This window comes from Rahnella sp. BCC 1045, from assembly GCF_019049615.1.
GTDB classification, from domain to species: domain Bacteria; phylum Pseudomonadota; class Gammaproteobacteria; order Enterobacterales; family Enterobacteriaceae; genus Rahnella; species Rahnella contaminans.
Genome location: NZ_JAFMOZ010000127.1, coordinates 1 through 26,391, shown reverse-complemented (window position 1 = coordinate 26,391; position 26,391 = coordinate 1). Strand labels below are relative to the sequence as shown.

Sequence of the window (26,391 nt, the reverse complement as noted above, 5' to 3'; positions counted from 1 at the left end):
ATCTCACTTGTATATCTTTGAAAGCCTGAATCAACTGATTCAAAAATACCTGCCGGAGGAGCAAATTAAGCGCCTCGTGCAGGCTTACCTCGTGGCGCGGGATGCGCACGAGGGGCAGACACGCTCCAGCGGTGAGCCTTATATTACTCACCCGGTAGCCGTGGCCTGTATTTTGGCTGAAATGAGGCTCGATCATGAGACTCTGATGGCGGCGTTATTACACGACGTTATCGAAGACACGCCTGCAACTTACCAGGATATGGAGCAACTGTTTGGCAAAAGCGTTGCTGAGCTGGTTGAAGGCGTTTCAAAGTTAGACAAGCTGAAATTCCGCGATAAGAAAGAAGCGCAGGCGGAAAACTTCCGCAAAATGGTCATGGCGATGGTGCAAGACATCCGCGTCATCTTGATCAAGCTCGCTGACCGTACCCATAACATGCGCACGCTGGGCTCTTTGCGCCCGGATAAACGTCGCCGCATTGCCCGCGAAACGCTGGAAATTTACAGCCCGCTGGCACACCGTTTGGGTATTCACCATCTGAAAACCGAGCTTGAAGAGCTGGGCTTCGAAGCACTCTATCCAAACCGTTATCGCGTTATCAAAGAAGTGGTGAAAGCTGCGCGGGGTAACCGTAAAGAGATGATCCAAAAAATCCTCTCTGAGATAGAAGGCCGTTTAACCGAAGCCGGTATTCAGTGCCGTGTAAGTGGTCGCGAAAAACACCTGTATTCGATCTATTGCAAAATGCACCTTAAGGAACAGCGTTTCCATTCCATTATGGATATTTACGCCTTCCGGGTGATCGTTAAAGACCTTGATACCTGTTATCGCGTATTAGGCCAGGCTCACAGCCTGTACAAACCGCGTCCGGGTCGGGTTAAAGATTACATCGCCATCCCCAAAGCCAACGGCTATCAATCCCTGCATACCTCTTTAATCGGCCCGCACGGTGTTCCGGTTGAGGTACAAATCCGTACCGAAGATATGGATCAGATGGCAGAGATGGGGGTTGCGGCACACTGGGCTTATAAAGAGAACAGTGAAACCAGCACGACGGCGCAGATTCGTGCGCAACGCTGGTTGCAAAGTCTGCTAGAACTGCAACAGAGCGCGGGTAACTCATTTGAATTTATCGAGAGCGTTAAATCGGATCTGTTCCCCGACGAGATTTACGTCTTCACGCCGGAAGGCCGTATTGTCGAATTGCCTGCGGGCGCGACACCGGTCGACTTTGCTTATGCCGTGCATACCGATATCGGCCATGCCTGTGTGGGTGCACGTGTCGATCGCCAGCCTTATCCGCTCTCGCAGCCGCTGACCAGCGGTCAGACAATCGAAATCATTACCGCGCCGGGCGCCCGTCCGAATGCAGCATGGCTCAACTTTGTCGTCAGCTCACGCGCTCGCGCCAAAATTCGTCAGATGCTCAAGAACCTGAAACGTGATGATTCCGTTTCGCTCGGCCGACGTCTGCTGAACCATGCGCTGGGTGCCGGTAAGAAATTGTCAGACATTCCGCCAGAGAATATCAAAAACGAACTCGACCGCATGAAGCTCGCGGCGATGGACGATTTGCTGGCTGAAATTGGTCTCGGCAACGCCATGAGCGTCGTCGTGGCTAAAAATCTGATGGGTGATCAGTCTTCAATGGCAACATCGGGCACACGTAATCTGCCAATCAAAGGCGCAGACGGCGTACTGATTACCTTCGCGAAATGCTGCCGCCCTATTCCGGGCGACCCGATTATTGCTCACGTGAGTCCGGGTAAAGGACTGGTTATTCATCACGAGTCCTGTCGTAACATTCGCGGTTATCAGAAAGAACCTGAGAAATTCATGGCCGTTGACTGGGACGATCACCAGGAAACCGATCAGGAATTTATTGCGGAAATCAAAGTCGACATGTTCAACCATCAGGGCGCTCTGGCAAATCTGACCGCTGCGATTAACGCCGCGCAGTCAAATATCCAGAGCCTGAGCACTGAAGAAAAAGACGGCCGCGTATACAGTGCCTTTATCCGCCTGACGACCCGCGACCGCGTTCATCTGGCGAATATCATGCGTAAAATTCGTATCATGCCGGACGTCATCAAAGTTACCCGCAACCGAAACTGATTGTTATGACCCCAGAACGTTATGCGCGTATCCGTGAAATGCTTGCGGCCCGACAGCCAGACCTGACGGTCTGCATGGAACAGGTGCATAAACCGCATAACGTTTCTGCTGTCATCCGGACCGCCGACGCCGTCGGCGTTCACCAAATCCACGCAGTCTGGCCAACGACCCGAATGAAGACGTTAGTGTCTTCCGCTGCAGGCAGCAACAGCTGGGTTCAGGTCAAAACACACAAAATAATTCAGGATGCCGTCGCACAAATGAAGGCGCAAGGTATGCAAATTCTTGCGACCAACCTGTCTGAAAAAGCCGTCGATTTCCGTGCGATTGATTACACCCGCCCGACCTGCATTTTGCTGGGGCAGGAAAAAACCGGTATTACTCCCGAAGCGCTGGCTCTTGCAGACAGCGATATTATTATTCCGATGATCGGGATGGTACAGTCGCTGAATGTGTCTGTGGCCTCCGCTTTAATCCTGTACGAAGCTCAGCGTCAGCGTGAAAATGCCGGAATGTATACTCGCGATAAAAGCGTTTTAAGTGAGAAAGAACAGCAACGTCTGCTCTTTGAAGGTGGCTATCCGGTCTTATCTCATGTGGCACAACGTAAGAAATTACCGCGCCCGTTCATTGATGAGAAGGGTCAAATTATTGCTGATGATGAATGGTGGTCAGCGATGCAAATGACGGTGAAAAAAAGATGAAAGGCCGCCTGCTCGACGCAATCCCGCTGACGTCGCTTTCCGGCGTCGGAGCCAGTCAGGCAGACAAACTCGCTAAACTCGGTCTTGAAACTATTCAGGATTTATTGCTACATCTCCCTTTACGTTATGAAGACCGTACCCGCCTCTACACCATCAATGATTTACAGCCCGGTATTTTCGCGACTATAGAAGGCGAAGTACTGCGCAGTGATATCAGTTTTGGCCGCCGCAGAATGCTGACCTGTCAGATAAGTGACGGCACCGGCATGGTGACATTACGCTTCTTCAATTTTAACGCCGCGATGAAAAACAGTCTGGCTGCAGGCCGTCGTGTCACCGCGTATGGTGAAATTAAACGCGGGACAATTGGCGCCGAAATTATTCATCCGGAATATCGTATTCAGGGTGAAAACAGCGAAGTGGTTTTGCAGGAATCGCTGACGCCAGTTTATCCGACAACGGAAGGCATCCGTCAGGCCACACTGCGTAAACTGACCGATCAGGCGCTGGAATTACTCGATACCGTGCCCATCGCTGAACTGTTGCCGGAAGAACTGAGCCGCTCGTTAATTCCGCTTCCACAGGCGCTGCATTTACTGCACCGGCCACCACCAGATATTCAGCTGGCCGATCTGGAGAAAGGACATCACCCGGCACAACGACGTCTGATTATGGAAGAGTTGCTGGCGCACAATCTCAGCATGCTGGCCGTTCGCGCCGGCACGCAAAGCTATAAAGCCATGCCGCTGCATCATGACGATCGCCTGAAAAATCAGTTTCTGGCCTTGTTGCCGTTCAGCCCGACCGGCGCACAACAGCGCGTGGTGGCTGAAATCGAACAGGATTTGGCAAAAAACTATCCGATGATGCGTCTGGTTCAGGGCGACGTCGGTTCAGGTAAAACGCTGGTAGCGGCACTTGCCGCGCTTTGTGCGATTGCGCAGGGTCAGCAGGTCGGGCTGATGGCGCCCACTGAATTACTCGCCGAGCAGCATGCTAATAATTTCCGTCAGTGGTTCGAACCGCTGGGTATTCAGGTCGGATGGCTGGCCGGAAAACAAAAAGGCAAAGCCAGAATGGCGCAGCAGGATGCGATTGCCAGTGGTCAGGTTTCGATGGTCGTCGGGACTCACGCGATCTTTCAGGAACAGGTTCTGTTCTCCTCATTATCGCTGGTGATCATTGATGAACAACACCGCTTTGGCGTTCATCAGCGGCTGGCACTATGGGAGAAAGGTCTGCAACAGGGATTCCATCCGCATCAGCTGATCATGACCGCAACGCCAATCCCGAGAACGCTGGCGATGACCGCTTACGCCGATTTGGATACGTCAGTAATCGATGAACTTCCGCCTGGCAGAACGCCGGTAACGACGGTTGCGATCCCTGATACTCGCCGCAGCGATATCATCAGCCGCGTTAAAAGCGCCTGTGAGCAGGAAAACCGCCAGGCTTACTGGGTTTGTACGCTGATTGAAGAATCCGAAATGCTGGAAGCTCAGGCAGCGGAAGCCACATGGGAAGGGCTGAAAGAAGCCCTGCCTGCGCTGAATATCGGGCTGGTTCATGGCCGGATGAAAGCGCAGGAAAAACAAGCCGTTATGCAGGCGTTCAAAAAGGGCGAGGTGCAGCTTCTGGTGGCGACAACCGTCATCGAAGTGGGCGTCGACGTGCCCAACGCCAGCCTGATGATCATCGAAAACCCGGAACGCCTCGGGCTGGCGCAGTTACACCAGCTGCGTGGCCGCGTCGGGCGTGGTGCTGTCGCATCCCACTGCGTGTTGTTATACAAAACACCGCTCAGCAAAACAGCGCAGAAGCGCTTGCAGGTTTTACGCGACAGCAACGATGGTTTTGTCATTGCTCAGCAGGATTTAGAAATCCGCGGGCCGGGTGAATTACTGGGCACACGCCAGACAGGTAGCGCTGAATTTAAAGTGGCTGACTTGCTGCGCGATCAGGCTATGATCCCCGACGTACAGCGCATTGCACGGTATCTCCAGCAGCAGTTCCCCGATCATGCCAAAGCGCTGATTGAGCGCTGGCTGCCGGAAAGAGTGCGTTATACCAACGCATAATTCTTATGCTTTTCGACTTTTCTTTTTCTTTCTGAAACGCCAAAACATTATTGAAAATGATGTTTTGGCTTCAATGTATTAACCCAACTTTTGCTCATTTCTGCCTCAAAACCATCAAGCCTTCTGGTTATTTGATGACCTTCACAGACTGGGGTAAAGTCGGTAACCGGTTTCACACCCCGCCACTACACTGATGATAATTAAGGTAAGCCTGTCAGATCCCCTCACCATAAGGCCAAAATCATCATGAGTATCAGCCAGTCCCTCTTTGATTTTATAGAACAGAAAATCAGCCCGTTTGCGGCCCGGTTATCTTCCCAGCGCCATGTCATGGCGGTGCGTGACGGGTTTATTTCAGCAATGCCGTTTATGATTGTAGGGTCCTTTTTGCTGGTTTTTGTACATCCACCTTTCTCTCCTGAATCCTCATGGGGATTTGCCCGAAGCTGGCTGGAACTGTCGGCAAAATATGAAGTACAGATTCTGACGCCGTTTAATATGACGATGGGGATTATGTCGATCTACATCGCTGCGGCCATTGCCTACAATCTGGCGCGAAGCTACAAGCTTGACCCGTTTATGACCGCGATGCTGTCGCTGATGTCTTTTCTGCTGGTGGCTGCGCCTCAGATTGATGAGAAAATGTCTACAGCCGCACTGGGCGGCGTAGGGATTTTCACCGCAATTCTGGTGGCGATTTATGTGACCGAACTGACACGCTTGCTGAAAAAATACAATATTGGCATACGGCTACCTGAACAGGTACCTTCCAACATTAAGCATTCGTTTGATTTGCTGATCCCGATTATTGCGGTGGTGGTGACTCTTTTCCCGCTGAGTTTGCTGGTGCAGTCGGGCTTCGACATGCTGTTACCACAGGCAATTATGGCGCTGTTCGAGCCGTTGATTTCCGCCGCTGACTCCCTGCCCGCCGTACTTCTGGCGGTACTAATTTGCCATCTGCTGTGGTTCGCCGGTATTCATGGTTCGGCCATCGTTTCCGGCATGTTGCAGGCTTTCTGGTTAACCAATCTCGGCCTTAACCAGACCGACCTCGCCGCCGGTTTGCCGATGACGCACATCATGACCGAAGCGTTCTGGAACTTCCTGATCGTCATCGGCGGCTCCGGCGCGACAATGGGACTGGTGCTGCTGTTTTGTCGCAGTAAGTCCGCGCATCTGCGTACAATGGGGAAACTCAGCCTGGTTCCCAGCTGCTTTAACATCAATGAGCCGGTGATTTTCGGCACGCCGATTGTCATGAATCCGGTATTTTTCATTCCCTTCCTGCTGGCACCGATGGTGAATGCCGTTATTGCCTACACCGCTGTCTCAACCGATCTTCTGCCACATATGATTTCGCTGGTTCCATGGACGTCCCCTGCGCCGATTGGTGCTGCCTGGGCAATGGGTTGGGACTTTAAAGTGTCACTTCTGGTCATCATACTGATGGCGCTTTCGATGGTGATTTACTATCCGTTCTTCAAGGTTTATGAGAAGCAGTTGCTGACGCAGGAAAAAGCAGCGGAAGCTGAAGCCGTGTTTACGGAAAAAGCAGAGGCTACTCAGTAAGCGATAAGTGAAGAAACAGAAAGCCTGAAACAGGCGCCGTAGCTTTTATCCCGGCGCCTGTTTTTCTTCAGTCTCCCACCGGAATTACCCGATTTCCCGTACAAAACAGAACAAGACCTTCTCAGAAAAAACCTCAGCCGGGCAAACAGTTCACAAAAGATTTTTTAACGAAGATTTCACAGTTTAAATTGTCGTTAGCAAACGTTTGCTTTTGTCGCGTATTTCAATAAAAATGCCCGCTTTGCCGCTTATTGGAATGCCATAACATGAGTTCGCAAACCACAGAACAAGACTCTCAGCAACCAGACCTTTCCCCCCAGCCAAAAAGTGAACTGATTTACCGGCTCGAAGACCGTCCGCCAATACCTCAGACTCTCTTTGCCGCCTGTCAGCATTTACTGGCAATGTTTGTCGCGGTGATCACCCCCGCATTACTGATTTGTCAGGCGCTGGGATTACCTGCGCAGGACACTCAGCACATTATCAGCATGTCGCTGTTTGCTTCGGGCCTGGCTTCCATTCTGCAAATTAAAACCTGGGGTCCCGTCGGTTCCGGACTGCTTTCAATTCAGGGCACCAGCTTTAACTTTGTCTCGCCGCTGATTATGGGCGGTCTGGCGCTGAAAAACGGCGGCGCTGACGTTCCGACAATGATGGCCGCGCTGTTTGGCACATTGATGCTGGCTTCTTGTACCGAAATCGTTTTGTCGCGTTTCCTGCACCTTGCACGCCGCGTCATCACCCCGCTGGTTTCCGGCATCGTCGTCATGATTATCGGTCTTTCGCTGATTCAGGTCGGGCTGACGTCGATTGGTGGCGGCTATGCGGCGATGAGTAATCATACTTTTGGCGCACCTAAAAACCTGATTCTGGCCGCCGTCGTTCTGGTGGTTATCATTCTGCTCAACCGCCAGCGTAATCCCTATATGCGCGTCGCTTCTCTGGTTATCGCCATGGCGGTAGGGTATCTGGCGGCCTGGATGATGGGCATGTTGCCTGACGTGGCACCAGCCGCGCAGAGCAACTGGATTACGTTACCGACGCCGTTGTATTACGGCCTTGGCTTCGACTGGAATCTGCTCATCCCGCTGATGCTTATCTTTATGGTGACGTCGCTGGAAACCATCGGTGATATCACTGCGACATCTGACGTTTCCGAGCAGCCGGTCAGTGGCCCTCTGTACATGAAACGCATCAAAGGCGGCGTGCTGGCTAACGGCCTGAACTCAATGCTGTCAGCCGTATTCAATACCTTCCCTAACTCCTGTTTCGGCCAGAACAACGGCGTGATTCAGCTGACCGGCGTAGCCAGCCGTTATGTTGGCTTCGTGGTTGCGCTGATGCTGATCGTACTGGGGCTTTTCCCTGCGGTTGCCGGGTTTGTGCAGCACATTCCTGAGCCCGTTTTAGGCGGCGCAACCATCGTGATGTTCGGTACGATTGCCGCTTCCGGCGTGCGTATTGTTTCCCGCGAGCGCCTGAACCGCCGCGCGATTATGATCATGGCACTTTCACTGGCCGTCGGCATGGGCGTTTCCCAGCAGCCGCTGATCCTGCAATTCGCGCCAGACTGGATTAAAACGCTGCTGTCTTCCGGCATCGCGGCGGGCGGGATTACTGCGATAGTTCTGAATCTGGTTTTCCCTCACGAAAAGTAATCACGGGATGTAATCCACGTGCAACAGCGGCAGCAGGTCTGGAACCCCTGCCGCTTTTTATTGTCTCCCTTCTGCTAACCTGTTGAGAAAAGTCGCTGTTTGCGGCATAAACAAAGAATCTTTTTTCCTTTTTCCCGTTACAGGGCTCCAGACGATGAGATTTATCGGTAAAATTTTGCTGACGTTCGCCTTACTTCTGGTGCTGGCGATCGTACTGGTGTACGTCCTATTACAAACCCGCTGGGCTGCCGGCTGGGTCAGCCGCTGGATAAGCGACAACAGCGAGTACCGGCTCTCGGTAGAAAAGCTGGATCACAACTGGTCAATGCCTGGCCGCATCACGCTGACGAATGTCATCTTCGGGCAAAAAAATCAGCCTGAAATTCTGAACGCCGGAGAAGTGGATCTCGATTTGAGCTGGCGTCAGATTACTGACCCTTACTTTTTCGATCACGTTGTTCTGGCCAATGGCCGCCTGAACGTTAGCCCTTCCGCCATCAAGCTGCCCTTACAGGCCAATACGCTGCAACTGAGCAAGATGGCACTGACCGGCAATACCACAGGCCTCGATATTCAGGGGCAGCAAATTAATGCCGGTATTTCGCCGTGGCAACCGAAACCGAATCAGCTTTTGGGTGATAAAGCCGTTTTCCAGTTGAGCGCATCGAGCCTGACCGTAAACGGGCTTCCGGCTGAAAACGTGCTGATTCAGGGCAATATCAACAACAAGAATCTGACACTGAGTAATTTCGGTGGCGATCTGGCGCGCGGTCAGCTGACCGGTAAAGCGACGCAGGTCGCCGACGGCAGCTGGAATATCGAGAATCTGCGTCTGAGCAATGTCCGCCTGCAAACGTCAAAATCGCTTTCTGCATTCTTTGATGATTTCCAGACATTGCCGAAAGTGACGATTCAGCGCCTGGATCTGATCGACGCCCGGCTGCAAGGCACTGACTGGGCTTTCAGTGATGTCGACCTTTCCGTGCAAGACCTGACGCTGGAGAAAGGCGACTGGCAAAGCGATGACGGCGAAATCACGCTGAACGCGACGGACATGATTGACGGTAATCTGCATATTCAGGATCCAATCATCAGCCTCGACCTTTCCCCGCAGGGAATTTCCATCAAACAGGCCACCGCACGCTGGGAGCGTAGCTTGCTGAGAACGACCGGTAACTGGCTGCGTGCGAACAAACGTCTGCAACTGGATGAGCTTTCCGTTGCCGGGCTGGAATACACGCTGCCTCAGAACTGGAAACAACTCTGGCTTCAGGCGTTGCCGGCTCCGCTGGCCGAAATTTCTGTCAGCCGGTTCATCGCTAACCGTAACCTGATTATCGATATCAACCCGCAGTTCCCGTTCCAAATCACAGCGCTTGATGGTTTGGGCAGTAATTTGTTGCTGGCGCGCGACCATCAGTGGGGAGTCTGGGGCGGGAAGCTGAATCTCAACGCCAGTGAAGCGACGTTCAACCGTAATGATGTTCGCCGCCCTTCCATAACGCTGGATGCGAACGACAGTCAGGTGAATATTTCCGAGCTGAGCGCCTTCACCAAAGAAGGATTACTGGAAGCGACGGCAACGGTAGATCAGCAACCACAGCGCCATTTCTCCGTGAAAATGACCGGACGTGCGGTGCCGGCAAATGAGCTGGAAAACTGGGGATGGCCGCACCTGGCGCTGGACGGTAATGCCAATATGCAGCTCAATTTGCAAGGCCAAATGCCCGCCAATGTCGATTTCAAACCGACACTCAGAGGCACTTTGCAGGTTACCGGCAGCAACGGACAGACTTTGAATCAGCAAATGGTTAACGGGCTGGTTTCAGGCGCTGCGCCGGAATAATCAATTCCGCATCTGAACGTAAAAAGGCACCGTTTGCACGGTGCCTTTTTGTTTTTACGGAAAGCGAATCAGTTGATTTCAGGTTCCAGCGGCGCGCCGGGAGCGGCGGGAAGAACAAGATAAGTGCCTTCAAACACGGCGCCGTCAGTCTCGTCGCCGTATAAATTCACTTCAAGCTGCACGCGCGCTTTGCGTCCGCGGGCCAGCCGGTCAAGGTCGCCCCGGACAGAGCCCAAATCGGCGATGGCACGCGGTCTGCCGGTCACCGGCGTGCTGTAACGGATATGCGCATCGGCCAGCACGATAGTGCCGCCCAGATGGCGCTCACGCAGCAATAACCAGATGAGTCCCCAGCCGGTCAGTGTGGCCAGCGAGAATAAGCTACCCGCAAACAAGGTGTGATGAGGATTCTGATTGCCCGTTTCCGGCATCGTGGTTACGAATCTCTGGCCGGTGTACTGGCTGATACGCACACCCATTTTTTCACTCAACGGGATGTGATCGTACCAGGCCTGCTGCAACTGACCGCACCAGTCTGGGCGGTGTAAAATATCGTCCAGCGTTTCAATGGGTTTAATCATCAGGAAATGGCGAACCGGTGTCGTTTGTGGCGTGGTGATTTCGCCCTGATTCACAAAACCCAGCTTGGCGAAGAATTCCACGGCATCTTCACGCGCGCTACACACCACACGCTTCACGCCTTCCTGCCGGGCGACAGACTCCAGCGTCATCGCCACCAGCGTCCCCAGTCCTTTGTCCTGTACATTCGGATCAACGGCCAGAAAACGGATTGAAGCCTCGTTATCGGCATTAATATATAAACGACCGACCGCAACCGGATCGCCGTTTTCATCCACAACCATCTGGTGATGCGCAATCGAATCGTAGGCATCACGTTCTGAACCTTCCGGTTGATGCAACGGCTTGCGCAGCATTTCCCAGCGGAATCGGTAATAGGCGGCCAGCTCTTTTTCGGTCGTCGGTACTCTCAGGTGATACATAGATGCTTTCTCTCCGGCGTGATGCCTTATCGATCAGACTTGTAGCCAGAAGGTCACCGGCCCGTCATTCACCAGTGCCACTTTCATATCCGCGGCGAAACGGCCCGTTTCGGTAGCAATACCCTTCTTACGGCATTGCCCGCAAAAATACTGATACAACCGGTCGGCTTCCTGCGGCTCTGCGCCCTGTGAGAACCCCGGACGCATGCCTTTTTGAGTGTCCGCCGCCAGCGTAAACTGCGAAACCACCAGCAAACTGCCACCAGCCTGCTGCACGTTCAGGTTCATTTTGTCATTCTCGTCACCGAATATCCGGTACCCGATCACCCGTTCACAAAGACGTTTGGCTTTTTGTTCGTCATCGCCCCGCTCAACCCCCAGCAAAACCAGCAACCCTGGCCCGATTTCACCACAGACGCTTCCGTCGATGGTCACGCTGGCATTCAATACCCGCTGAATTAACGCAATCATACAAATCCTTCAGACTGATTTTTCTGCTGCTACTTGCTGAGCAGACTGCAATTTTCTCAGGGAACGAAACTCGCCAAGCGTAACGGTGATTTCCGCGCCAAGAAGCACGATACACCAGCTGACATAGACCCAAAGAAATAAAATTGGAATCACCGCCAGTACACCGTAAATCAACTGATACGATGGGAAAAGCTGAATATACAGAGTGAAGATTTTTTTACTCAATTCAAATAAGGCACCGGAAACCAGGGCGCCTACCAGCGCATCTTTGGCCGGCACCCTGACCGTGGGCACGACCTGATATAAGAGCCAGAAAGTCACCCAGGAAATCAGCAAAGGCAGGATCCGCAGCGCATGATCGATAAGGGAATGCACGCCACTCAGGTTAAGCCAGTTCAGCGAAAGCAGATAAGAACTGACCGCAACGCTGGCTACCAGCAGAATCGGGCCGAGCGTTAATACCATCCAGTACACTGCAAAGGAGAACACAATCGGGCGCTTGGTTTTGCTGTCCCAGATTTTATTCAGCACGCTGTCTACAGAAGCTATCAGAAGCAACGCAGTGACGATTAATCCACAAGTGCCCACCGCGGTCATTTTACTGGAGTTGGCCACAAACTGTTCAAGATAGCGCTGGATGGTATTGCCCGTTGCCGGCATGAAGTTAGAAAAGATGAAGGTTTTCAGTTGCGCACTGATTTCCGAAAAAACCGGGAATAATGCAAACAGCGAAAATACCACGGCGATCAGCGGAACCAGTGAAAGCAAAGAGACATAGGCTAAATGGCCCGCGAGAAGCGTCAGGCCATCTTTATCTGAACGCTTTAAGAGCAGGACTGTGAATTTCCATAATGATTTTGGGTAGTGCCTCAATGCCCTTTTGTGCATCCTTACATCCTTCAGGAAAAGTATTTCGGTACTGTCTGGTTATCTTCCACCCACACAGCCTCAATGCCTGCCGCACGGGCGGCTTCTATATTCTCAGCAACATCATCAAAGAATACTGCTTGGCTGGCAGAAAGTCCTTCTTTCTCAATCACATGCTGGAAAATTTCCGGTTCAGGTTTACGCATGCCCAGATTTTGCGAAAGATACATCGCATCGGTATTGGCTTCAATTTCCGGGTAGTGCTGAGGCCAGAAATCCAGATGTAAGCGGTTAGTATTCGACAGCACGACAACGCGATGGCCTTCTTCGCGCAGTTTCTTGAATACCGTGATCACCTCAGGCCTCAACCCGACAAATATGGCTTGCCAGCCCGCGCTGAACTGCTCGAAACTGAGCGCAATGCCCATTTCATGACATAAGTCGGCGGCAAACTGTTCATCGCTGATTTCGCCACGCTCGTGCTTCTGGAATACCTCGCCCATCGAGAATCGCTCCATCAGCGTAGCCAATGGCGTACCGCTCAGATGGCTCCACACGCCAAGAACACGTTTGAAATCAATATCAATAATGACGTTTCCCATATCAAAAATGTACAGCATTGCATGCTCCTGATTTCAAAGATGACTTTTAACTTTAGCGGTAAAACGTACAGGTGAACAGTGACAGATGCGTGGGGTTAAGCGCAGGTTTGGAAAAAAAACACAAAAAAAACAGGGTACCCAAAGGCACCCTGTTTCTGTGTAACGGTATGCGTAAAAGAAGATTAACCTTCTTTTGGACCACGCATTGCACGTTTACGGTCGTTCTCGGTCAGGTGACGTTTACGGATACGCACAGACTGAGGAGTCACTTCGACCAGTTCGTCATCATCGATGAATTCCAGAGCTTGCTCCAGAGACATTTTGATAGCAGGAACCAGAGTCGTTGCTTCGTCAGTACCGGACGCACGCATGTTGGTCAGTTTCTTACCGGTCAGGCAGTTCACGGTCAGGTCGTTAGAACGTGAGTGAATACCGATGATCTGGCCTTCATACACTTCTGCGCCGTGGCCCAGGAACAATTTACCGCGGTCTTGCAGGCTGAACAGTGCGAACGCAACTGCTTTACCCTGACCGTTGGAAATCAGAACGCCATTCTGACGCTGACCGATTTCGCCCTGACGGACGTCATCGTAGTGGCTGAACGTGGAGTACAGCAGACCGGTACCTGAAGTCATGGTCATGAATTCAGTACGGAAGCCGATCAAGCCACGTGCTGGGATCAGGTAATCAAGACGGATACGACCTTTGCCGTCTGGGATCATGTCTTTGACATCGCCTTTACGCTCACCCATGGCCTGCATGACAGAACCCTGGTGTTGCTCTTCGATATCCAGTGTCACGTTCTCGAATGGCTCTTGCATGCGGCCATCGATTTTACGGTTGATTACTTTAGGACGGGAAACCGCCAGCTCGAAACCTTCACGACGCATGTTTTCGATCAGAACCGACAGGTGAAGTTCACCACGGCCTGAAACGCGGAATGCATCAGCATCTTCAGTTTCTTCAACACGCAATGCTACGTTGTGCACCAGTTCTTTGTTCAGACGGTCAAGGATCTGACGTGAAGTCACATACTTACCTTCTTTACCACAGAACGGAGAGGTGTTAACGCAGAAGTACATGGTAACGGTTGGTTCATCAACGCTCAGCGCTGGCAGAGCTTCAACATTTGCCGGGTCACAGATAGTGTCGGAAATGTTCAGCTCACCCAAACCGGTGATCGCGATGATATCGCCAGCTTCAGCAACGGTCGCTTCGATACGCTCAAGACCCATGTGGGTCAGAACTTTACCGACTTTACCGTTACGGGTTTTACCTTCGCTGTCGATCACAGTGATCTGCTGGTTAGGTTTAACAGTACCGCGTTTGATACGACCGATGCCGATGACGCCAACATAGTTGTTGTAGTCCAGCTGAGAGATTTGCATCTGGAAAGGTGCTTCCATCTCAACTTGTGGCGGAGATACGTGGTCAACAATCGCCTGGTACAGCGGGGTCATGTCTTCGGCCATATCGTTATGGTCGTTACCCGCGATACCCATCAGTGCAGATGCATAGATGATTGGGAAATCGAGTTGTTCGTCAGTTGCGTCCAGGTTTACGAACAGGTCAAAGACCTGATCAACAACCCAGTCAGGACGCGCGCCAGGGCGGTCAACTTTGTTGATTACCACGATCGGCTTCAGACCATTAGCGAATGCTTTTTTGGTCACGAAACGGGTTTGCGGCATTGGGCCATCCATTGCATCCACAACCAGCAGCACCGAGTCGACCATTGACATCACACGCTCTACCTCACCGCCGAAGTCGGCGTGTCCTGGGGTATCCACGATGTTGATGCGGTAGTCTTTCCAATTAATGGCGGTGTTTTTTGCGAGGATGGTAATCCCACGCTCTTTCTCCAAATCGTTGGAGTCCATTACGCGTTCGGTAGCTTCTACACGTTCTCCGAAAGTACCGGATTGTTGCAGCAGCTTGTCGACCAGGGTGGTTTTACCATGGTCAACGTGGGCAATAATGGCGATGTTACGCAAATTTTCGATCACAGCTTTGCCTCAGGCATTAGAAATAGCGCGCTATTGTACACGTATTAAGCGAGGTTCTAAACAAGATCACAAGGATCTTGTTGAAACAACTTGTGGATGGCTACTTTGTGATCCCTTTCACGGTGCAAAAGAACCCCTGAACCATTATGACGCACCTTTTTGGTGCCTTGCATCTCACGATTAGCACCATTGTAGTGCAGAAATTCCGTTATGGTGCATACTTATCGAGTGCAAAAGCCCTGTAAAATGGCGTTGTTTGCATTTTCTCAAAGTTGGCACACTTTTCGCTAATAGTTTTTAGAGTAAAAATTTTTTAGGGTAAAAAGTTTTTACTGGGTGAAAGAGTCTGACCAGACAAATAATAGTGCTGTTTAGGCCACACGCCAGTTCAAGTAAAGCTGTTATTTCCAACTAAAGACCAAAAATGGTTATTCGTTCCACGACGATAATGAGAAATTCGGGAGAACTAGTATGTCCGCTGAACACGTTTTGACGATGCTGAATGAGCATGAAGTGAAATTCGTAGATTTACGTTTCACAGATACCAAAGGCAAAGAACAGCACGTCACCATTCCTGCACACCAGGTTAGCGCTGACTTCTTCGAAGAAGGCAAAATGTTTGATGGCTCTTCAATCGGTGGCTGGAAAGGCATTAACGAATCTGACATGGTTTTGATGCCAGATGCGAGCACTGCTGTTCTTGACCCGTTCTACGAAGAAACCACGCTGATCATTCGTTGCGACATCCTTGAGCCAACTACGCTGCAAGGTTATGACCGCGACCCTCGTTCTACTGCAAAACGTGCAGAAGATTTCCTGCGCTCTTCTGGTATCGCGGACACCGTTCTGTTCGGGCCAGAGCCAGAGTTCTTCCTGTTTGATGATGTGCGCTTCGGCAGCAGCATCTCCGGTTCTCACGTTGCTATCGATGATATCGAAGGCGCATGGAACTCAAGCACCAAATACGAAGGTGGCAACAAAGGTCACCGTCCTGCTGTGAAAGGCGGTTACTTCCCGGTTCCTCCGGTCGACTCCTCCCAGGATCTGCGTTCTACCATGTGTCTGACCATGGAAGAAATGGGTCTGGTTGTTGAAGCTCACCACCACGAAGTAGCAACTGCTGGCCAGAACGAAGTGGCAACCCGCTTCAACACGCTGACCAAAAAAGCTGACGAAATCCAAATCTACAAATACGTGGTTCACAACGTGGCTCACGCATTTGGCAAAACTGCGACCTTCATGCCAAAACCAATGTTTGGCGATAACGGTTCCGGTATGCACTGCCATATGTCTCTGTCTAAGAACGGTAACAACCTGTTCGCTGGCGACAAATACGGCGGCCTGTCTGAAATGGCACTGTTCTACATCGGCGGTATCATCAAGCACGCTAAAGCAATCAATGCCTACGCTAACCCGACAACCAACTCCTACAAGCGTTTGGTCCCGGGCTACGAAGCACCCGTGATGCTGGCGTATTCTGCGCGTAACCGTTCTGCCTCTATCCGTATTCCACACGTATCCAGCCCTAAAGCCATGCGTATCGAAGCACGCTTCCCTGATCCAGCGGCTAACCCATACCTGGCGTTTGCTGCACTGATGATGGCCGGCCTGGACGGTATCATCAACAAGATCCACCCTGGCGACGCGATGGATAAAAACCTGTATGACCTGCCACCGGAAGAAGAAGCAGAAATTCCAAAAGTTGCAGGTTCACTGGAAGAAGCTCTGAACGCACTGAACGAAGACCGCGAGTTCCTGACCCGTGGCGGCGTGTTCACTGATGACGCTATCGATGCTTACATCGGTCTGCGTAAAGAAGAAATGGATCGTGTGCGTATGACTCCGCACCCTGTTGAGTTCGAACTGTACTACAGCGTTTAATTTCTGATTAAACCCTGAACTCAGCGCCAGCTGTTGATCTGGCGCTGAGCGTAATACCCGACTGATGGCCTGGTTGTAACAAAGCCTTTAGCGTCAAAATTAAGTAAGACGATTTTATTTGTTGCCGTGGAAACTTTCAGCCCATCTCCGGATGGGCTTTTTTCTCCACACTCTTTCCTGCTTAACCCCTCTGGCCCGTGATTTCGCCGGGTAGCGAGATAAAATGCACCAATCAGGTGCGGGAGACTGCGGTATGGCAACTGGCAAGCTGCCCGATGCTGGGCAGATCCTGAATTCCTTAATCAACAGCGTTCTGTTATTGGACGACGAATTGGCTGTGCATTACGCCAATCCAGCCGCTCAGCAGTTACTGGCGCAAAGTTCCCGCAAACTCTTTGGTACCCCTTTGCCGGAACTGGTGGGATATTTTTCGCTCAATATCGACTTAATGCGTGAAAGTCTGACAGCCGGACAGGGCTTTACAGACAGCGAAGTGACTCTGGTTGTCGATGGCCGCGCGCACGTACTTTCACTGACTGCGCAGATGCTGCCGGAAGGTTTTATTCTGGTCGAACTGGCGCCGATGGATAATCAGCGACGCCTCAGTCAGGAACAATTGCAGCATGCTCAACAGGTTGCAGCACGGGATTTGATCCGCGGCCTGGCCCATGAAATCAAAAACCCGCTTGGCGGGCTGCGTGGTGCCGCCCAGTTATTATCCAGAGCACTGCCCGATCCGGCTCTGCTGGAATACACCAAAGTCATTATTGAGCAGGCCGACCGTCTGCGTAATCTGGTTGATCGCCTGCTGGGGCCACAACGCCCAAGCCAGCACGTCACACAAAGCATTCATCAGGTTGCCGAACGTGTTTGCCAGCTGGTGTCGATGGAAAAACCGGATAACGTTCAGCTGGTCAGAGACTATGACCCGAGCCTGCCAGAACTGGCGCACGATCCGGATCAGATAGAACAGATTTTGCTGAACATCACCCGCAACGCATTGCAGGCGCTCGGGGACGAAGGCGGCACAATTACTTTGCGCACACGCACGGCTTTCCAGATTACGTTACACGGCGTGCGTTATCGTCTGGTGGCCCGTATCGATATTGAAGATGACGGCCCTGGCGTACCGGCGCATTTGCAGGACACCCTTTTTTACCCCATGGTCAGTGGCCGCGAAGGGGGCACCGGTTTGGGCCTCTCCATCGCGCGCAGTTTGATTGATCAGCATTCGGGTAAAGTTGAATTTAACAGTTGGCCAGGACACACCGAATTCTCGGTTTTCCTGCCTATTCGCCAGTGAGGTTATTATGCAACGAGGGATAGTCTGGATCGTCGATGACGATAGCTCCATCCGCTGGGTACTTGAACGCGCGCTCACTGGAGCCGGTTTAACCTGCACCACGTTTGACAGCGGCAATGAAGTGCTTGATGCCATTGCGACTCAAACTCCTGACGTTTTGTTATCAGATATCCGTATGCCCGGCATGGACGGTTTAGCGCTGTTAAAACAGATTAAACAGCGCCATCCGATGCTTCCGGTCATCATAATGACAGCGCATTCCGATCTGGATGCCGCGGTCAGCGCCTATCAGCAAGGTGCGTTTGATTATCTGCCAAAACCGTTCGATATCGACGAAGCCGTTGCGCTTGTCGAGCGTGCGATCAGTCATTATCAGGAACAACAACAACCCGCGCGCAGCCAGCCCGCCAGTGGCCCGACAGCTGATATTATTGGTGAAGCGCCAGCCATGCAGGACGTGTTCCGTATCATCGGCCGGTTATCACGCTCTTCAATCAGCGTGCTGATAAACGGGGAATCCGGAACCGGTAAAGAGCTGGTCGCCCATGCTTTGCATCGTCACAGCCCGCGCGCCAAAGCACCGTTTATCGCTCTGAATATGGCAGCAATCCCGAAAGACCTGATTGAGTCCGAATTATTTGGCCACGAAAAAGGCGCATTTACCGGGGCGAATACCATCCGCCAGGGACGTTTTGAGCAGGCCGATAACGGCACGCTGTTCCTCGATGAAATCGGTGATATGCCGCTTGATGTTCAAACCCGCCTGCTGCGCGTGCTGGCTGACGGGCAGTTCTATCGGGTCGGCGGCTATGCGCCGGTAAAAGTGGATGTCAGGATTATCGCGGCTACCCACCAGAATCTGGAGTTACGGGTTCAGGAAGGCAAATTCCGTGAGGACTTATTCCACCGTCTGAACGTGATCCGCGTCCATCTGCCTCCGCTGCGTGAACGTCGTGAAGATATCCCGCGTCTGGCGCGTTATTTCCTGCAAGTTGCGGCGAAAGAACTGGGCGTTGAAGCAAAAAACCTGCATCCGGAAACAGAAACCGCGCTCACCCGTCTGCCGTGGCAAGGCAACGTGCGCCAGCTGGAAAATACCTGTCGCTGGTTAACTGTCATGGCCGCCGGTCAGGAAGTGCTGATTCAGGATTTACCGAGTGAATTGTTTGAAACGGCAGCGCCAGAGACGGGTGGGCAAAGCCTGCCGGACAGTTGGGCAACGTTACTGGCACAATGGGCCGATCGCGCCCTGCGTTCCGGTCATCAAAACCTGTTGTCAGAAGCACAGCCGGAGATGGAGCGTACGCTGCTGACTACGGCGCTGCGCCATACTCAGGGGCACAAACAGGAAGCGGCACGTTTACTGGGCTGGGGACGAAATACCCTGACCCGTAAACTGAAAGAACTGGGTATGGAATAAAAGGCAGATGCCTGAAAGCAAAACAGCCGCAAATGCGGCTGTTTTTGTTTATGCGGCGAGCGTCAGATAACCCGGGAAAATTGCTGCTGGCGAACCTGGCGGCGCAGGTAAATATCAAAACACATACAGATATTGCGGATCAGCAGACGGCCGCGCGGCGTGACCTGAATATGCGTATCACTCATCTCAACCAGCCCGTCTTCGGTCAGCGGTTTGAGCAGCGCCAGATCGTCGGCAAAATAATCATTAAAGCGGATGCCATAACGCTGTTCGATATCCGCGAAATTCAGCTCGAAATGGCAGATCAGCGATTTAATGACATCGCGGCGCAGGCAGTCATCATCGGTCATTTCCAGACCGCGCCATAATGCATTCCCCTGATCTTCCACTCTGGTGTAATACGTTTTAAGGTCTTTCTCGTTCTGTGCATAGGTATCGCCCAGCATACTGATGGCTGACACCCCCATTCCCAGTAAATCGCTGTCGCCCTGCGTGGTATATCCCTGGAAATTGCGGTGCAGTTTGCCTTCGCGCTGGGCTATCGCCAGTTCGTCGTCAGGACGGGCAAAATGATCCATCCCGATAAAGCGGTAACCGGACGCCGTCAGTGAGGCGATGGTTTCCTGCAGAATCTTCAGTTTCTCTTCTGCGCCCGGCAAATCGGCGTCTTTGATTTTGCGCTGAGCGGCAAACAATTTTGGCATGTGGGCGTAATTGAACACGCTAAGACGATCCGGGTTCAGCTCTGCCACGCGTTGCAACGTATAAGCAAAGCTTTCCGCCGTTTGTTTCGGCAGGCCGTAAATCAGGTCGATATTGGTGGAGTTGAAACCCAGCGCACGTGCGCGTTCAATCAGCGCAAAGATGAAGTCTTCATCCTGCTCGCGATTCACCAGACGCTGCACTTCTTTGTTGAAATCCTGCACACCCATACTGAGACGATTAAAGCCTTCGCGGCGCAGATGATCGAGTACATCCAGCTCAATTTCGCGCGGATCCACCTCCAGTGACATTTCTGCATCGGGCAGGATATCAAAGTGTGCCCGCAGAAGGCCCATCAGGCGGCTTATCTGCGCTTTATTAAGGTAAGTCGGAGTACCACCGCCCCAGTGCAGCTGGTTGGCCTGACGGCCTTTAAAGAGCGGCGCACGGTGGCTGATCTCTTTCTCTAGGACGTTAAGGTATTCTTCGGCTTTATGCTGTTGGCGGGTCACCAGTTTATTGCAGCCGCAGAAATAGCAGAGCTTATGACAGAAAGGAATGTGCACATACAGCGAAAGGGAACGCTCTGGATAACGCGCAGCCGCTTTTTTAAAGGCCGCATCATCATAGTTTTCGCTGAATTCGAGCGCAGTTGGATAGGATGTGTATCGCGGACCTGAATAGTTGTACTTCTGGATCAGCGCTAAATCCCAGACGGTGGTCTGTTCTGACATGGGTAACTTACTCCTTCCGGCGTCGGATGCTGCCGGTTTCCCTTACAGGCAGGCTTTTGGCCTGCCTGACAAAGGTCGCTCTGCGCAAACGTGCTTTGGTTTTCGATAACCGCCGTAGTTTACCGAATAACCAAAGCATATAACATGCAAAGAGTAAGGCTATTGCCGGGATGACCCAGCGCACGGCTTAGAAACCGTCTTTTGGATTTCCGCGCTTAAGCAACTGCATCATGTCTTCGTTCTTCTCTTCTTCTTCGTCATCTTCATCGTCGCCGAGTTCAATGCCGAGGATTTCCATCAGAACATCAATACGATCCAGCGTCTGATCAACGTAAGCCTGATCTTCTGCGCTCAGTGCTTTGCCATCATCGATAAGGTCCAGGAGTGAATCCAGCCGCTCATCATTTTCCAGCAACGTCAGTTCTTCTTCCGGCGTCATTTTTGGTTTTGCATCTTGTTTCGGCTGCGCGGCTTTTTTAGCTTTCGCCGCATTGTTCGTTACTGTCTCAACGATTAATGGCACTGCTTTCTTGCTGCCGATGCGCGGATCGGCTTTCTTAGCGCCAGAACCGTTTTGATTCTGAGCCGCATCCGGATTGGCACGTGAGCCTGCTTTATGGCCACGGCGCTTGTTATCACGCTTGCGTTCGCGCGCTTCGATATCAAGCTCTACACGACTTTTCTTCTTCGTTTTAGCTGTCGCGGTTTTGGCGCGTGGTGCTTTCGCTGGCTGTTTCATGGCATCTGCTCTTAGGTGTGTACATTTAGTATAGATTTGCGGCGGAATCTAGCAGAAAGCGAACAAAGAAAAAAGGCAGCAAGTTAACCTTGCTGCCTTTTTCTTTCCTTCAACAGAAGGACATTCCTCAAACACTTTCCCTGTATAGCGTCAACGTCCCGGTTTTTCCTTTGCCTTTCAGAGCCTCCGGCCCCGTTCGTCCTTAAATCGCAATGCATTTCCCGTGATCCGTGAATGCAGAACTCATCCGTGTTTCCCTACTTGCCTTCATCGCGTAAGAATTACTTTACCCGACTGGCGCAAAGGCTCAAGATACCCGCCAGCCGCCAGTGAAGTTTCGGAAACACTCAAATTTTATCTTGTTGATTACGATAAGAATTAAAAAATACGGCGATAAAACAAGCGAAATAACCCGCATCATGAATAGCAAATGTCTTACATCATGAAGGCAATTTCCCCCGCCTTCATCTCTGTGGTCCCTTCGCCTCATCATTCGGATTTCAAAAACACGAACACATCTCGGCTCTGTTGCAGTTATAATCGCCAGCCAGATACTCATGCCTCACGGAGACGCACGTTTTGACCAGCCAAACTTACAACTATCATATGACCCATTTCGTCATGAGCGCCCCGGATATCCGGCACCTGCCAGCTGACGAAGGCATTGAAGTCGCATTTGCTGGTCGTTCAAACGCCGGCAAATCCAGTGCGCTGAATACGCTGACGCAGCAAAAAAGTCTCGCACGTACCAGTAAAACGCCGGGACGTACTCAGCTGATCAACCTGTTCGAAGTCAAACCCGGCATCCGTCTGGTCGACTTGCCGGGTTACGGCTATGCAGAAGTACCGGAAGAAATGAAACGCAAATGGCAGCGCGCACTGGGCGAATATCTGCAAATGCGTAATTCGCTGAAAGGTCTGGTTGTGCTGATGGATATCCGTCATCCGCTCAAAGATCTTGATCAGCAAATGATTCAGTGGGCAGTGGATGTTGGTACGCCGGTAATGTTGCTGCTGACCAAGGCCGACAAACTGGCTTCCGGTGCGCGTCAGGCGCAAATCAAGATGGTCCGTGAAGCGGTAAAAGAATTCATGGGCGATATTCAGGTTGAAGCGTTCTCTTCACCGAAGAAAATGGGCGTGGATAAACTGAGCGATAAGCTGAACAACTGGTTCAACGAGATCCCACCGGAAGTGCTGGAAGAAGAATTGTCAGGCGAATAACGTTACAGACCATAATCAATGGCACGTGTAAGTAAAGAACATCATCAGGGTGGCCAGCAGGTCGCCCTTTTTTATAGATAGCGTTTGAGGGGAGCCTTCGCAACGCCATGAAAAGCACAATAAAAAACGCCCCAGACATAAATGCCTGGGGCGGCTAAAATATTCAGCCAAATCCGATTACGTGAAGTAAAAGGTCTGAAAGATAGAACATCTTACCTCTGTACCCTACGAGAGAAACTTTACCCTATTTCCTGACGGGGAAAAAGAACTTTTTGTAGTTTACTTACACAAAAATCGCGGATTATGCGATCACCTTCAAGGTCTGAGCACATAATCCTGTAGCTTAATTACAAAAAAAGCTTAATTACTATCCACTTAGTCAAATGACCACTTAGTGAGCCTGGTCCCAGTTTTCACCCGTTCCGACATCCACTTTGAGCGGAACAGCGAGCTCCATGCTCGACTCCATCAAATTACGAATTTTCTCACTTGCTGCATCGACATCATCCTTATGCACCTCGAACACCAGTTCATCGTGTACCTGCATGATAATGCGGGCACGGGGAGCATCGGATTGCTTGAGCCAGTCAGCAACGCAGATCATCGCGCGTTTGATAATGTCCGCTGCCGTTCCCTGCATCGGGGCGTTGATTGCGGCACGCTCGGCGCCTTTACGACGCATGGCGTTACTGGATTTTATATCCGGCAGATACAGACGGCGGCCATCAAGCGTTTCAACATAACCCTGCTCAGAAGCCTGAGTCCGTGTGCGTTCCATGTATTCAAGTACGCCCGGATAGCGCTCGAAATACAGATCCATATAACGCTGAGATTCTTTACGGGGAATGTTCAGCTGACGGGATAATCCAAAAGCGCTCATACCATAAATCAGACCAAAGTTAATCGCCTTAGCGCTACGACGTTGTTCACCGGTGACGCTTTCCAGTGGCGTACCAAAGACTTCTGCCGCGGTTGCACGGTGGATATCTTTACCTTCAGCAAACGCTTTCAGTAAACCTTCATCTTTGGATAAATGCGCCATGATACGCAGTTCAATTTGCGAATAGTCGGCAGCCAGAATGATGTAATCTTTTGGCGCAATAAAAGCCTGACGAATACGACGCCCTTCGTCATTACGCACAGGAATGTTTTGCAGGTTTGGATCGCTGGATGACAGACGACCGGTAGCGGTTACCGCCTGATGGTAAGAGGTATGAACCCTGCCAGACTGCGGGTTGATCATCAGAGGCAACTTATCGGTATACGTTGACTTCAGCTTTGCCAGACCACGATATTCCAGAATCACTTTTGGCAGTGGATAATCCAGTGCCAGCTCAGCCAGAACTTCTTCATTCGTTGATGGAGCCCCGCCTGGCGTTTTCTTCAGAATTGGCAATTTCTGTTTTTCATACAAAATAGCCTGGAGTTGCTTGGTCGAAGAAAGGTTGAAAGGTTCTTCCGCCAGCTCGTGCGCTTTGTTTTCCAGCTCGTTCAGGCGGATGGCCAGCTCTTTGGAATGAGCGGCCAAAATATTCTGATCAATCAAAACACCGGTACGCTCGATATGAGACAAAACTGGCACCAGTGGCATTTCAATTTCAGTGAAAACTTTCTTCAGTGATTCACTTTCCTGAATACGTGGCCAAAGCGCCTGATGCAATTGGAGCGTAACATCAGCGTCTTCCGCTGCATACGGCGCGGCTTGATCCAAAGCGATCTGGTTGAAAGTCAGCTGATTTTTGCCTTTCCCGGCTATCTCTTCGAAACCTACAGTTTTATGGCCGAGGTAACGATCTGCAAGGCTGTCCATATCATGGCGGCCAGATACGCTATCGAGAACGTAGGATTCAAGCATCGTGTCGTAGGCAATGCCTTTCATTTCGATGTCATAGCGCAATAAGATGCCCCGATCGAATTTCAGGTTCTGCCCGACTTTCAGTTGCTTCTCATCTTCCAGCAGCGGTTTAAGTTGCTTAAGCACTTCATCGCGATCAAGTTGTACCGGCGCGTCCAGATAATCATGAGCAACGGGCAGATAAGCGGCTTTGCCTGCTTCTGTCGCGAAAGACAGACCAATCAGGTTGGCCGTCAGCGTATCCAGACCATCGGTTTCTGTATCGAATGCAAAAACATCAGCGGCTTTCAGATAACCGATCCACTCATCGAGCGTTGCCTGATCCAGAATAGTAACGTAGCCCTCTTGCGAAAGCTGGTTAGGTTCGACAGCAGATGTTGAAGTCGTTTCTTCATTCTGCGCAGCTTTCTTAGCTGCTGCTGGCGCTTTTCCTGCCGATTTTTTAGCGCTCAGCCAGGTACCGGATTCGACGTCCGCCAGCCAGCGCTTAAATTCATAGCGGCCAAACAGTTTGTGGAGTTCATCGGCATCAGGCTCAGAAACCGTCAGTTCGGCACAAGTCAGATCCAGCTTAACGTCGGTTTTAATGGTCGCCAGCTGATAAGAGAGGTAAGCAACCTCTTTATTATCCGCCAGTTTTGCAGCCATGGTTTTTGAACCCCGGAAGCTTAATGTCGATACTTTATCCAGATCTTCATACAACGCATCAAGGCCACCAATGCCCTGTAACAGAGCTTGCGCTGTTTTCTCTCCAACGCCCGGCACGCCCGGAATGTTATCCGAAGAATCGCCCATCAAAGCCAGGAAATCGATAATCAGTTCAGGCGGTACACCATATTTCTCAACGACTTCTTCAGGCCCGAGAATCGCATTATTCATGGTGTTAATCAGCGTCACGCCCGGCGTCACCAGCTGCGCCATATCTTTATCGCCGGTACTAATGAGAACCGCATGACCTGCCTTTTCCGCTTCCAGTGCCAGAGTACCGATCACGTCGTCAGCTTCTACGCCGGAAACCACCAGCAGGGGCAAGCCCATGGCTTTAACCATCTGGTGCAAAGGTTCAATCTGCGAGCGCAGATCATCAGGCATTGGAGGACGATGGGATTTGTACTGTTCAAAAAGTTCGTCACGGAAGGTTTTGCCTTTCGCGTCGAAAACCACAGCGACATGGCTTGGTGTGTATTGCAGCAATAAACTGCGCAACATGTTAAGCACACCGTACATCGCGCCTGTCGGTTCACCCGCAGAGTTCGTCAGCGGCGGGAACGCATGATAAGCGCGATAGAGGTAAGACGAACCGTCCACCAGGATTAAGGGGTTTTCTGCTATCTGGGCCATAACTCTTCTTTATTCGTGATCAGACATGCTCTAAGGATGCCATAGCCAGCCGGAAAGACGAACCTCAGGAGGAAAAATCATTGCGAACTTGCGAGGGATCTCGAAGGATCTTCCTGTGGATAAGTTTGTGAATAGTTTCCAAAGGGGATTATTATCTGAAATGTACTGGAAAATATTACAGAATTTTAACTACTGGTTTCATCAGGTTATAGAAAGTAGGCGGGGGATTTTCGTGTAATAGAAACTTAATAGCTTTTGTGGATAGTTATAT

18 protein-coding genes are annotated in these 26,391 nt (G+C 51.4%); 10 read left to right on the top strand and 8 right to left on the bottom strand.

Annotated elements, in window-relative coordinates; translation table 11 throughout:
* The first annotated feature begins 7 nt into the window (after positions 1-7).
* The 6 genes from spoT (at position 8) to J1782_RS13000 (ending at position 9,974) form a co-directional block, all read left to right on the top strand.
* A complete protein-coding gene (gene spoT, locus J1782_RS13025) occupies positions 8-2,116 on the top strand; it encodes a bifunctional GTP diphosphokinase/guanosine-3',5'-bis pyrophosphate 3'-pyrophosphohydrolase (RefSeq protein WP_120509389.1) in 2,109 nt (702 codons plus the stop codon).
* Positions 2,117-2,121: 5 nt separating this feature from the next.
* Entirely contained in the window at positions 2,122-2,820 is a 699-nt protein-coding gene (gene trmH / locus J1782_RS13020; protein WP_217153298.1) for a tRNA (guanosine(18)-2'-O)-methyltransferase TrmH, read from the top strand.
* Positions 2,817-4,898, top strand: a complete 2,082-nt coding sequence (recG, locus tag J1782_RS13015) for an ATP-dependent DNA helicase RecG (RefSeq protein ID WP_217153297.1) — start codon at positions 2,817-2,819, stop codon at positions 4,896-4,898. Before trmH ends, recG begins: the two co-directional genes overlap by 4 nt.
* Positions 4,899-5,144: 246 nt before the next feature.
* Entirely contained in the window at positions 5,145-6,470 is a 1,326-nt protein-coding gene (locus tag J1782_RS13010) for a PTS sugar transporter subunit IIC (protein ID WP_217153296.1), read from the top strand.
* A 266-nt stretch (positions 6,471-6,736) separates the two neighbouring features.
* Positions 6,737-8,128, top strand: coding sequence for a uracil-xanthine permease family protein (locus J1782_RS13005; RefSeq protein WP_152324957.1), 1,392 nt, complete (start codon positions 6,737-6,739; stop codon positions 8,126-8,128).
* A gap of 154 nt (positions 8,129-8,282) precedes the next feature.
* Positions 8,283-9,974, top strand: a complete 1,692-nt coding sequence (locus tag J1782_RS13000; protein ID WP_217153295.1) for an AsmA family protein — start codon at positions 8,283-8,285, stop codon at positions 9,972-9,974.
* A 68-nt stretch (positions 9,975-10,042) separates the two neighbouring features.
* Here J1782_RS13000 and fabY read toward each other — a convergent pair whose 3' ends face one another.
* The 5 genes from fabY to typA form a co-directional block, all read right to left on the bottom strand.
* Positions 10,043-10,975, bottom strand: coding sequence for a fatty acid biosynthesis protein FabY (fabY, locus tag J1782_RS12995; RefSeq protein ID WP_152324954.1), 933 nt, complete (start codon positions 10,973-10,975; stop codon positions 10,043-10,045).
* 33 nt (positions 10,976-11,008) lie between these two features.
* Complete coding sequence (gene dtd, locus J1782_RS12990; RefSeq protein WP_165061986.1) at positions 11,009-11,446, bottom strand: D-aminoacyl-tRNA deacylase; 438 nt, start codon at positions 11,444-11,446, stop codon at positions 11,009-11,011.
* A 9-nt stretch (positions 11,447-11,455) separates the two neighbouring features.
* The gene (locus tag J1782_RS12985; RefSeq protein ID WP_152324951.1) at positions 11,456-12,334 is read right to left on the bottom strand and encodes a virulence factor BrkB family protein; all 879 of its coding nucleotides are present in this window, start codon (positions 12,332-12,334) and stop codon (positions 11,456-11,458) included.
* A gap of 11 nt (positions 12,335-12,345) precedes the next feature.
* A complete protein-coding gene (gene yihX / locus J1782_RS12980) occupies positions 12,346-12,933 on the bottom strand; it encodes a glucose-1-phosphatase (RefSeq protein ID WP_217153294.1) in 588 nt (195 codons plus the stop codon).
* 164 nt (positions 12,934-13,097) lie between these two features.
* Positions 13,098-14,921, bottom strand: coding sequence for a ribosome-dependent GTPase TypA (gene typA / locus J1782_RS12975; protein WP_152324949.1), 1,824 nt, complete (start codon positions 14,919-14,921; stop codon positions 13,098-13,100).
* 471 nt (positions 14,922-15,392) lie between these two features.
* Here typA and glnA point away from each other — a divergent pair, with 471 nt between their 5' ends.
* From glnA to glnG, 3 genes are all read left to right on the top strand, one after another.
* Entirely contained in the window at positions 15,393-16,802 is a 1,410-nt protein-coding gene (gene glnA / locus J1782_RS12970; protein ID WP_152324947.1) for a glutamate--ammonia ligase, read from the top strand.
* Between the two features lie 253 nt (positions 16,803-17,055).
* Positions 17,056-18,105 carry a nitrogen regulation protein NR(II) gene (gene glnL, locus J1782_RS12965; RefSeq protein WP_152324945.1) on the top strand — a complete coding sequence of 350 codons (1,050 nt, stop codon included), beginning with the start codon at positions 17,056-17,058 and terminating at the stop codon, positions 18,103-18,105.
* A gap of 7 nt (positions 18,106-18,112) precedes the next feature.
* The gene (gene glnG, locus J1782_RS12960; protein WP_152324944.1) at positions 18,113-19,525 is read left to right on the top strand and encodes a nitrogen regulation protein NR(I); all 1,413 of its coding nucleotides are present in this window, start codon (positions 18,113-18,115) and stop codon (positions 19,523-19,525) included.
* 62 nt (positions 19,526-19,587) lie between these two features.
* Here the strand turns inward: glnG and hemN are convergent, their stop codons facing one another.
* Entirely contained in the window at positions 19,588-20,961 is a 1,374-nt protein-coding gene (hemN, locus tag J1782_RS12955; RefSeq protein ID WP_217153293.1) for an oxygen-independent coproporphyrinogen III oxidase, read from the bottom strand.
* Between the two features lie 187 nt (positions 20,962-21,148).
* A complete protein-coding gene (gene yihI / locus J1782_RS12950) occupies positions 21,149-21,700 on the bottom strand; it encodes a Der GTPase-activating protein YihI (protein WP_152324940.1) in 552 nt (183 codons plus the stop codon).
* Positions 21,701-22,279: 579 nt separating this feature from the next.
* Between yihI and yihA the strand changes: the two genes are divergently transcribed.
* Complete coding sequence (gene yihA / locus J1782_RS12945; RefSeq protein ID WP_152324939.1) at positions 22,280-22,924, top strand: ribosome biogenesis GTP-binding protein YihA/YsxC; 645 nt, start codon at positions 22,280-22,282, stop codon at positions 22,922-22,924.
* A 391-nt stretch (positions 22,925-23,315) separates the two neighbouring features.
* Here yihA and polA read toward each other — a convergent pair whose 3' ends face one another.
* The gene (gene polA, locus J1782_RS12940) at positions 23,316-26,120 is read right to left on the bottom strand and encodes a DNA polymerase I (protein WP_217153292.1); all 2,805 of its coding nucleotides are present in this window, start codon (positions 26,118-26,120) and stop codon (positions 23,316-23,318) included.
* Between the last annotated feature and the right edge of the window lie 271 nt (positions 26,121-26,391).

What these genes read in the sequence shown, in the direction of transcription:
- trmH (WP_217153298.1), top strand. Translation starts at nt 2,122, where the DNA reads ATGACCCCAGAACGTTATGCGCGTATCCGTGAAATGCTTGCGGCCCGA.
- recG (WP_217153297.1), top strand. Translation starts at nt 2,817, where the DNA reads ATGAAAGGCCGCCTGCTCGACGCAATCCCGCTGACGTCGCTTTCCGGC.
- J1782_RS13010 (WP_217153296.1), top strand. Translation starts at nt 5,145, where the DNA reads ATGAGTATCAGCCAGTCCCTCTTTGATTTTATAGAACAGAAAATCAGC.
- J1782_RS13005 (WP_152324957.1), top strand. Translation starts at nt 6,737, where the DNA reads ATGAGTTCGCAAACCACAGAACAAGACTCTCAGCAACCAGACCTTTCC.
- J1782_RS13000 (WP_217153295.1), top strand. Translation starts at nt 8,283, where the DNA reads ATGAGATTTATCGGTAAAATTTTGCTGACGTTCGCCTTACTTCTGGTG.
- fabY (WP_152324954.1), bottom strand. Translation starts at nt 10,975, where the DNA reads ATGTATCACCTGAGAGTACCGACGACCGAAAAAGAGCTGGCCGCCTAT.
- dtd (WP_165061986.1), bottom strand. Translation starts at nt 11,446, where the DNA reads ATGATTGCGTTAATTCAGCGGGTATTGAATGCCAGCGTGACCATCGAC.
- J1782_RS12985 (WP_152324951.1), bottom strand. Translation starts at nt 12,334, where the DNA reads ATGCACAAAAGGGCATTGAGGCACTACCCAAAATCATTATGGAAATTC.
- yihX (WP_217153294.1), bottom strand. Translation starts at nt 12,933, where the DNA reads ATGCTGTACATTTTTGATATGGGAAACGTCATTATTGATATTGATTTC.
- glnA (WP_152324947.1), top strand. Translation starts at nt 15,393, where the DNA reads ATGTCCGCTGAACACGTTTTGACGATGCTGAATGAGCATGAAGTGAAA.
- glnL (WP_152324945.1), top strand. Translation starts at nt 17,056, where the DNA reads ATGGCAACTGGCAAGCTGCCCGATGCTGGGCAGATCCTGAATTCCTTA.
- glnG (WP_152324944.1), top strand. Translation starts at nt 18,113, where the DNA reads ATGCAACGAGGGATAGTCTGGATCGTCGATGACGATAGCTCCATCCGC.
- hemN (WP_217153293.1), bottom strand. Translation starts at nt 20,961, where the DNA reads ATGTCAGAACAGACCACCGTCTGGGATTTAGCGCTGATCCAGAAGTAC.
- yihI (WP_152324940.1), bottom strand. Translation starts at nt 21,700, where the DNA reads ATGAAACAGCCAGCGAAAGCACCACGCGCCAAAACCGCGACAGCTAAA.
- polA (WP_217153292.1), bottom strand. Translation starts at nt 26,120, where the DNA reads ATGGCCCAGATAGCAGAAAACCCCTTAATCCTGGTGGACGGTTCGTCT.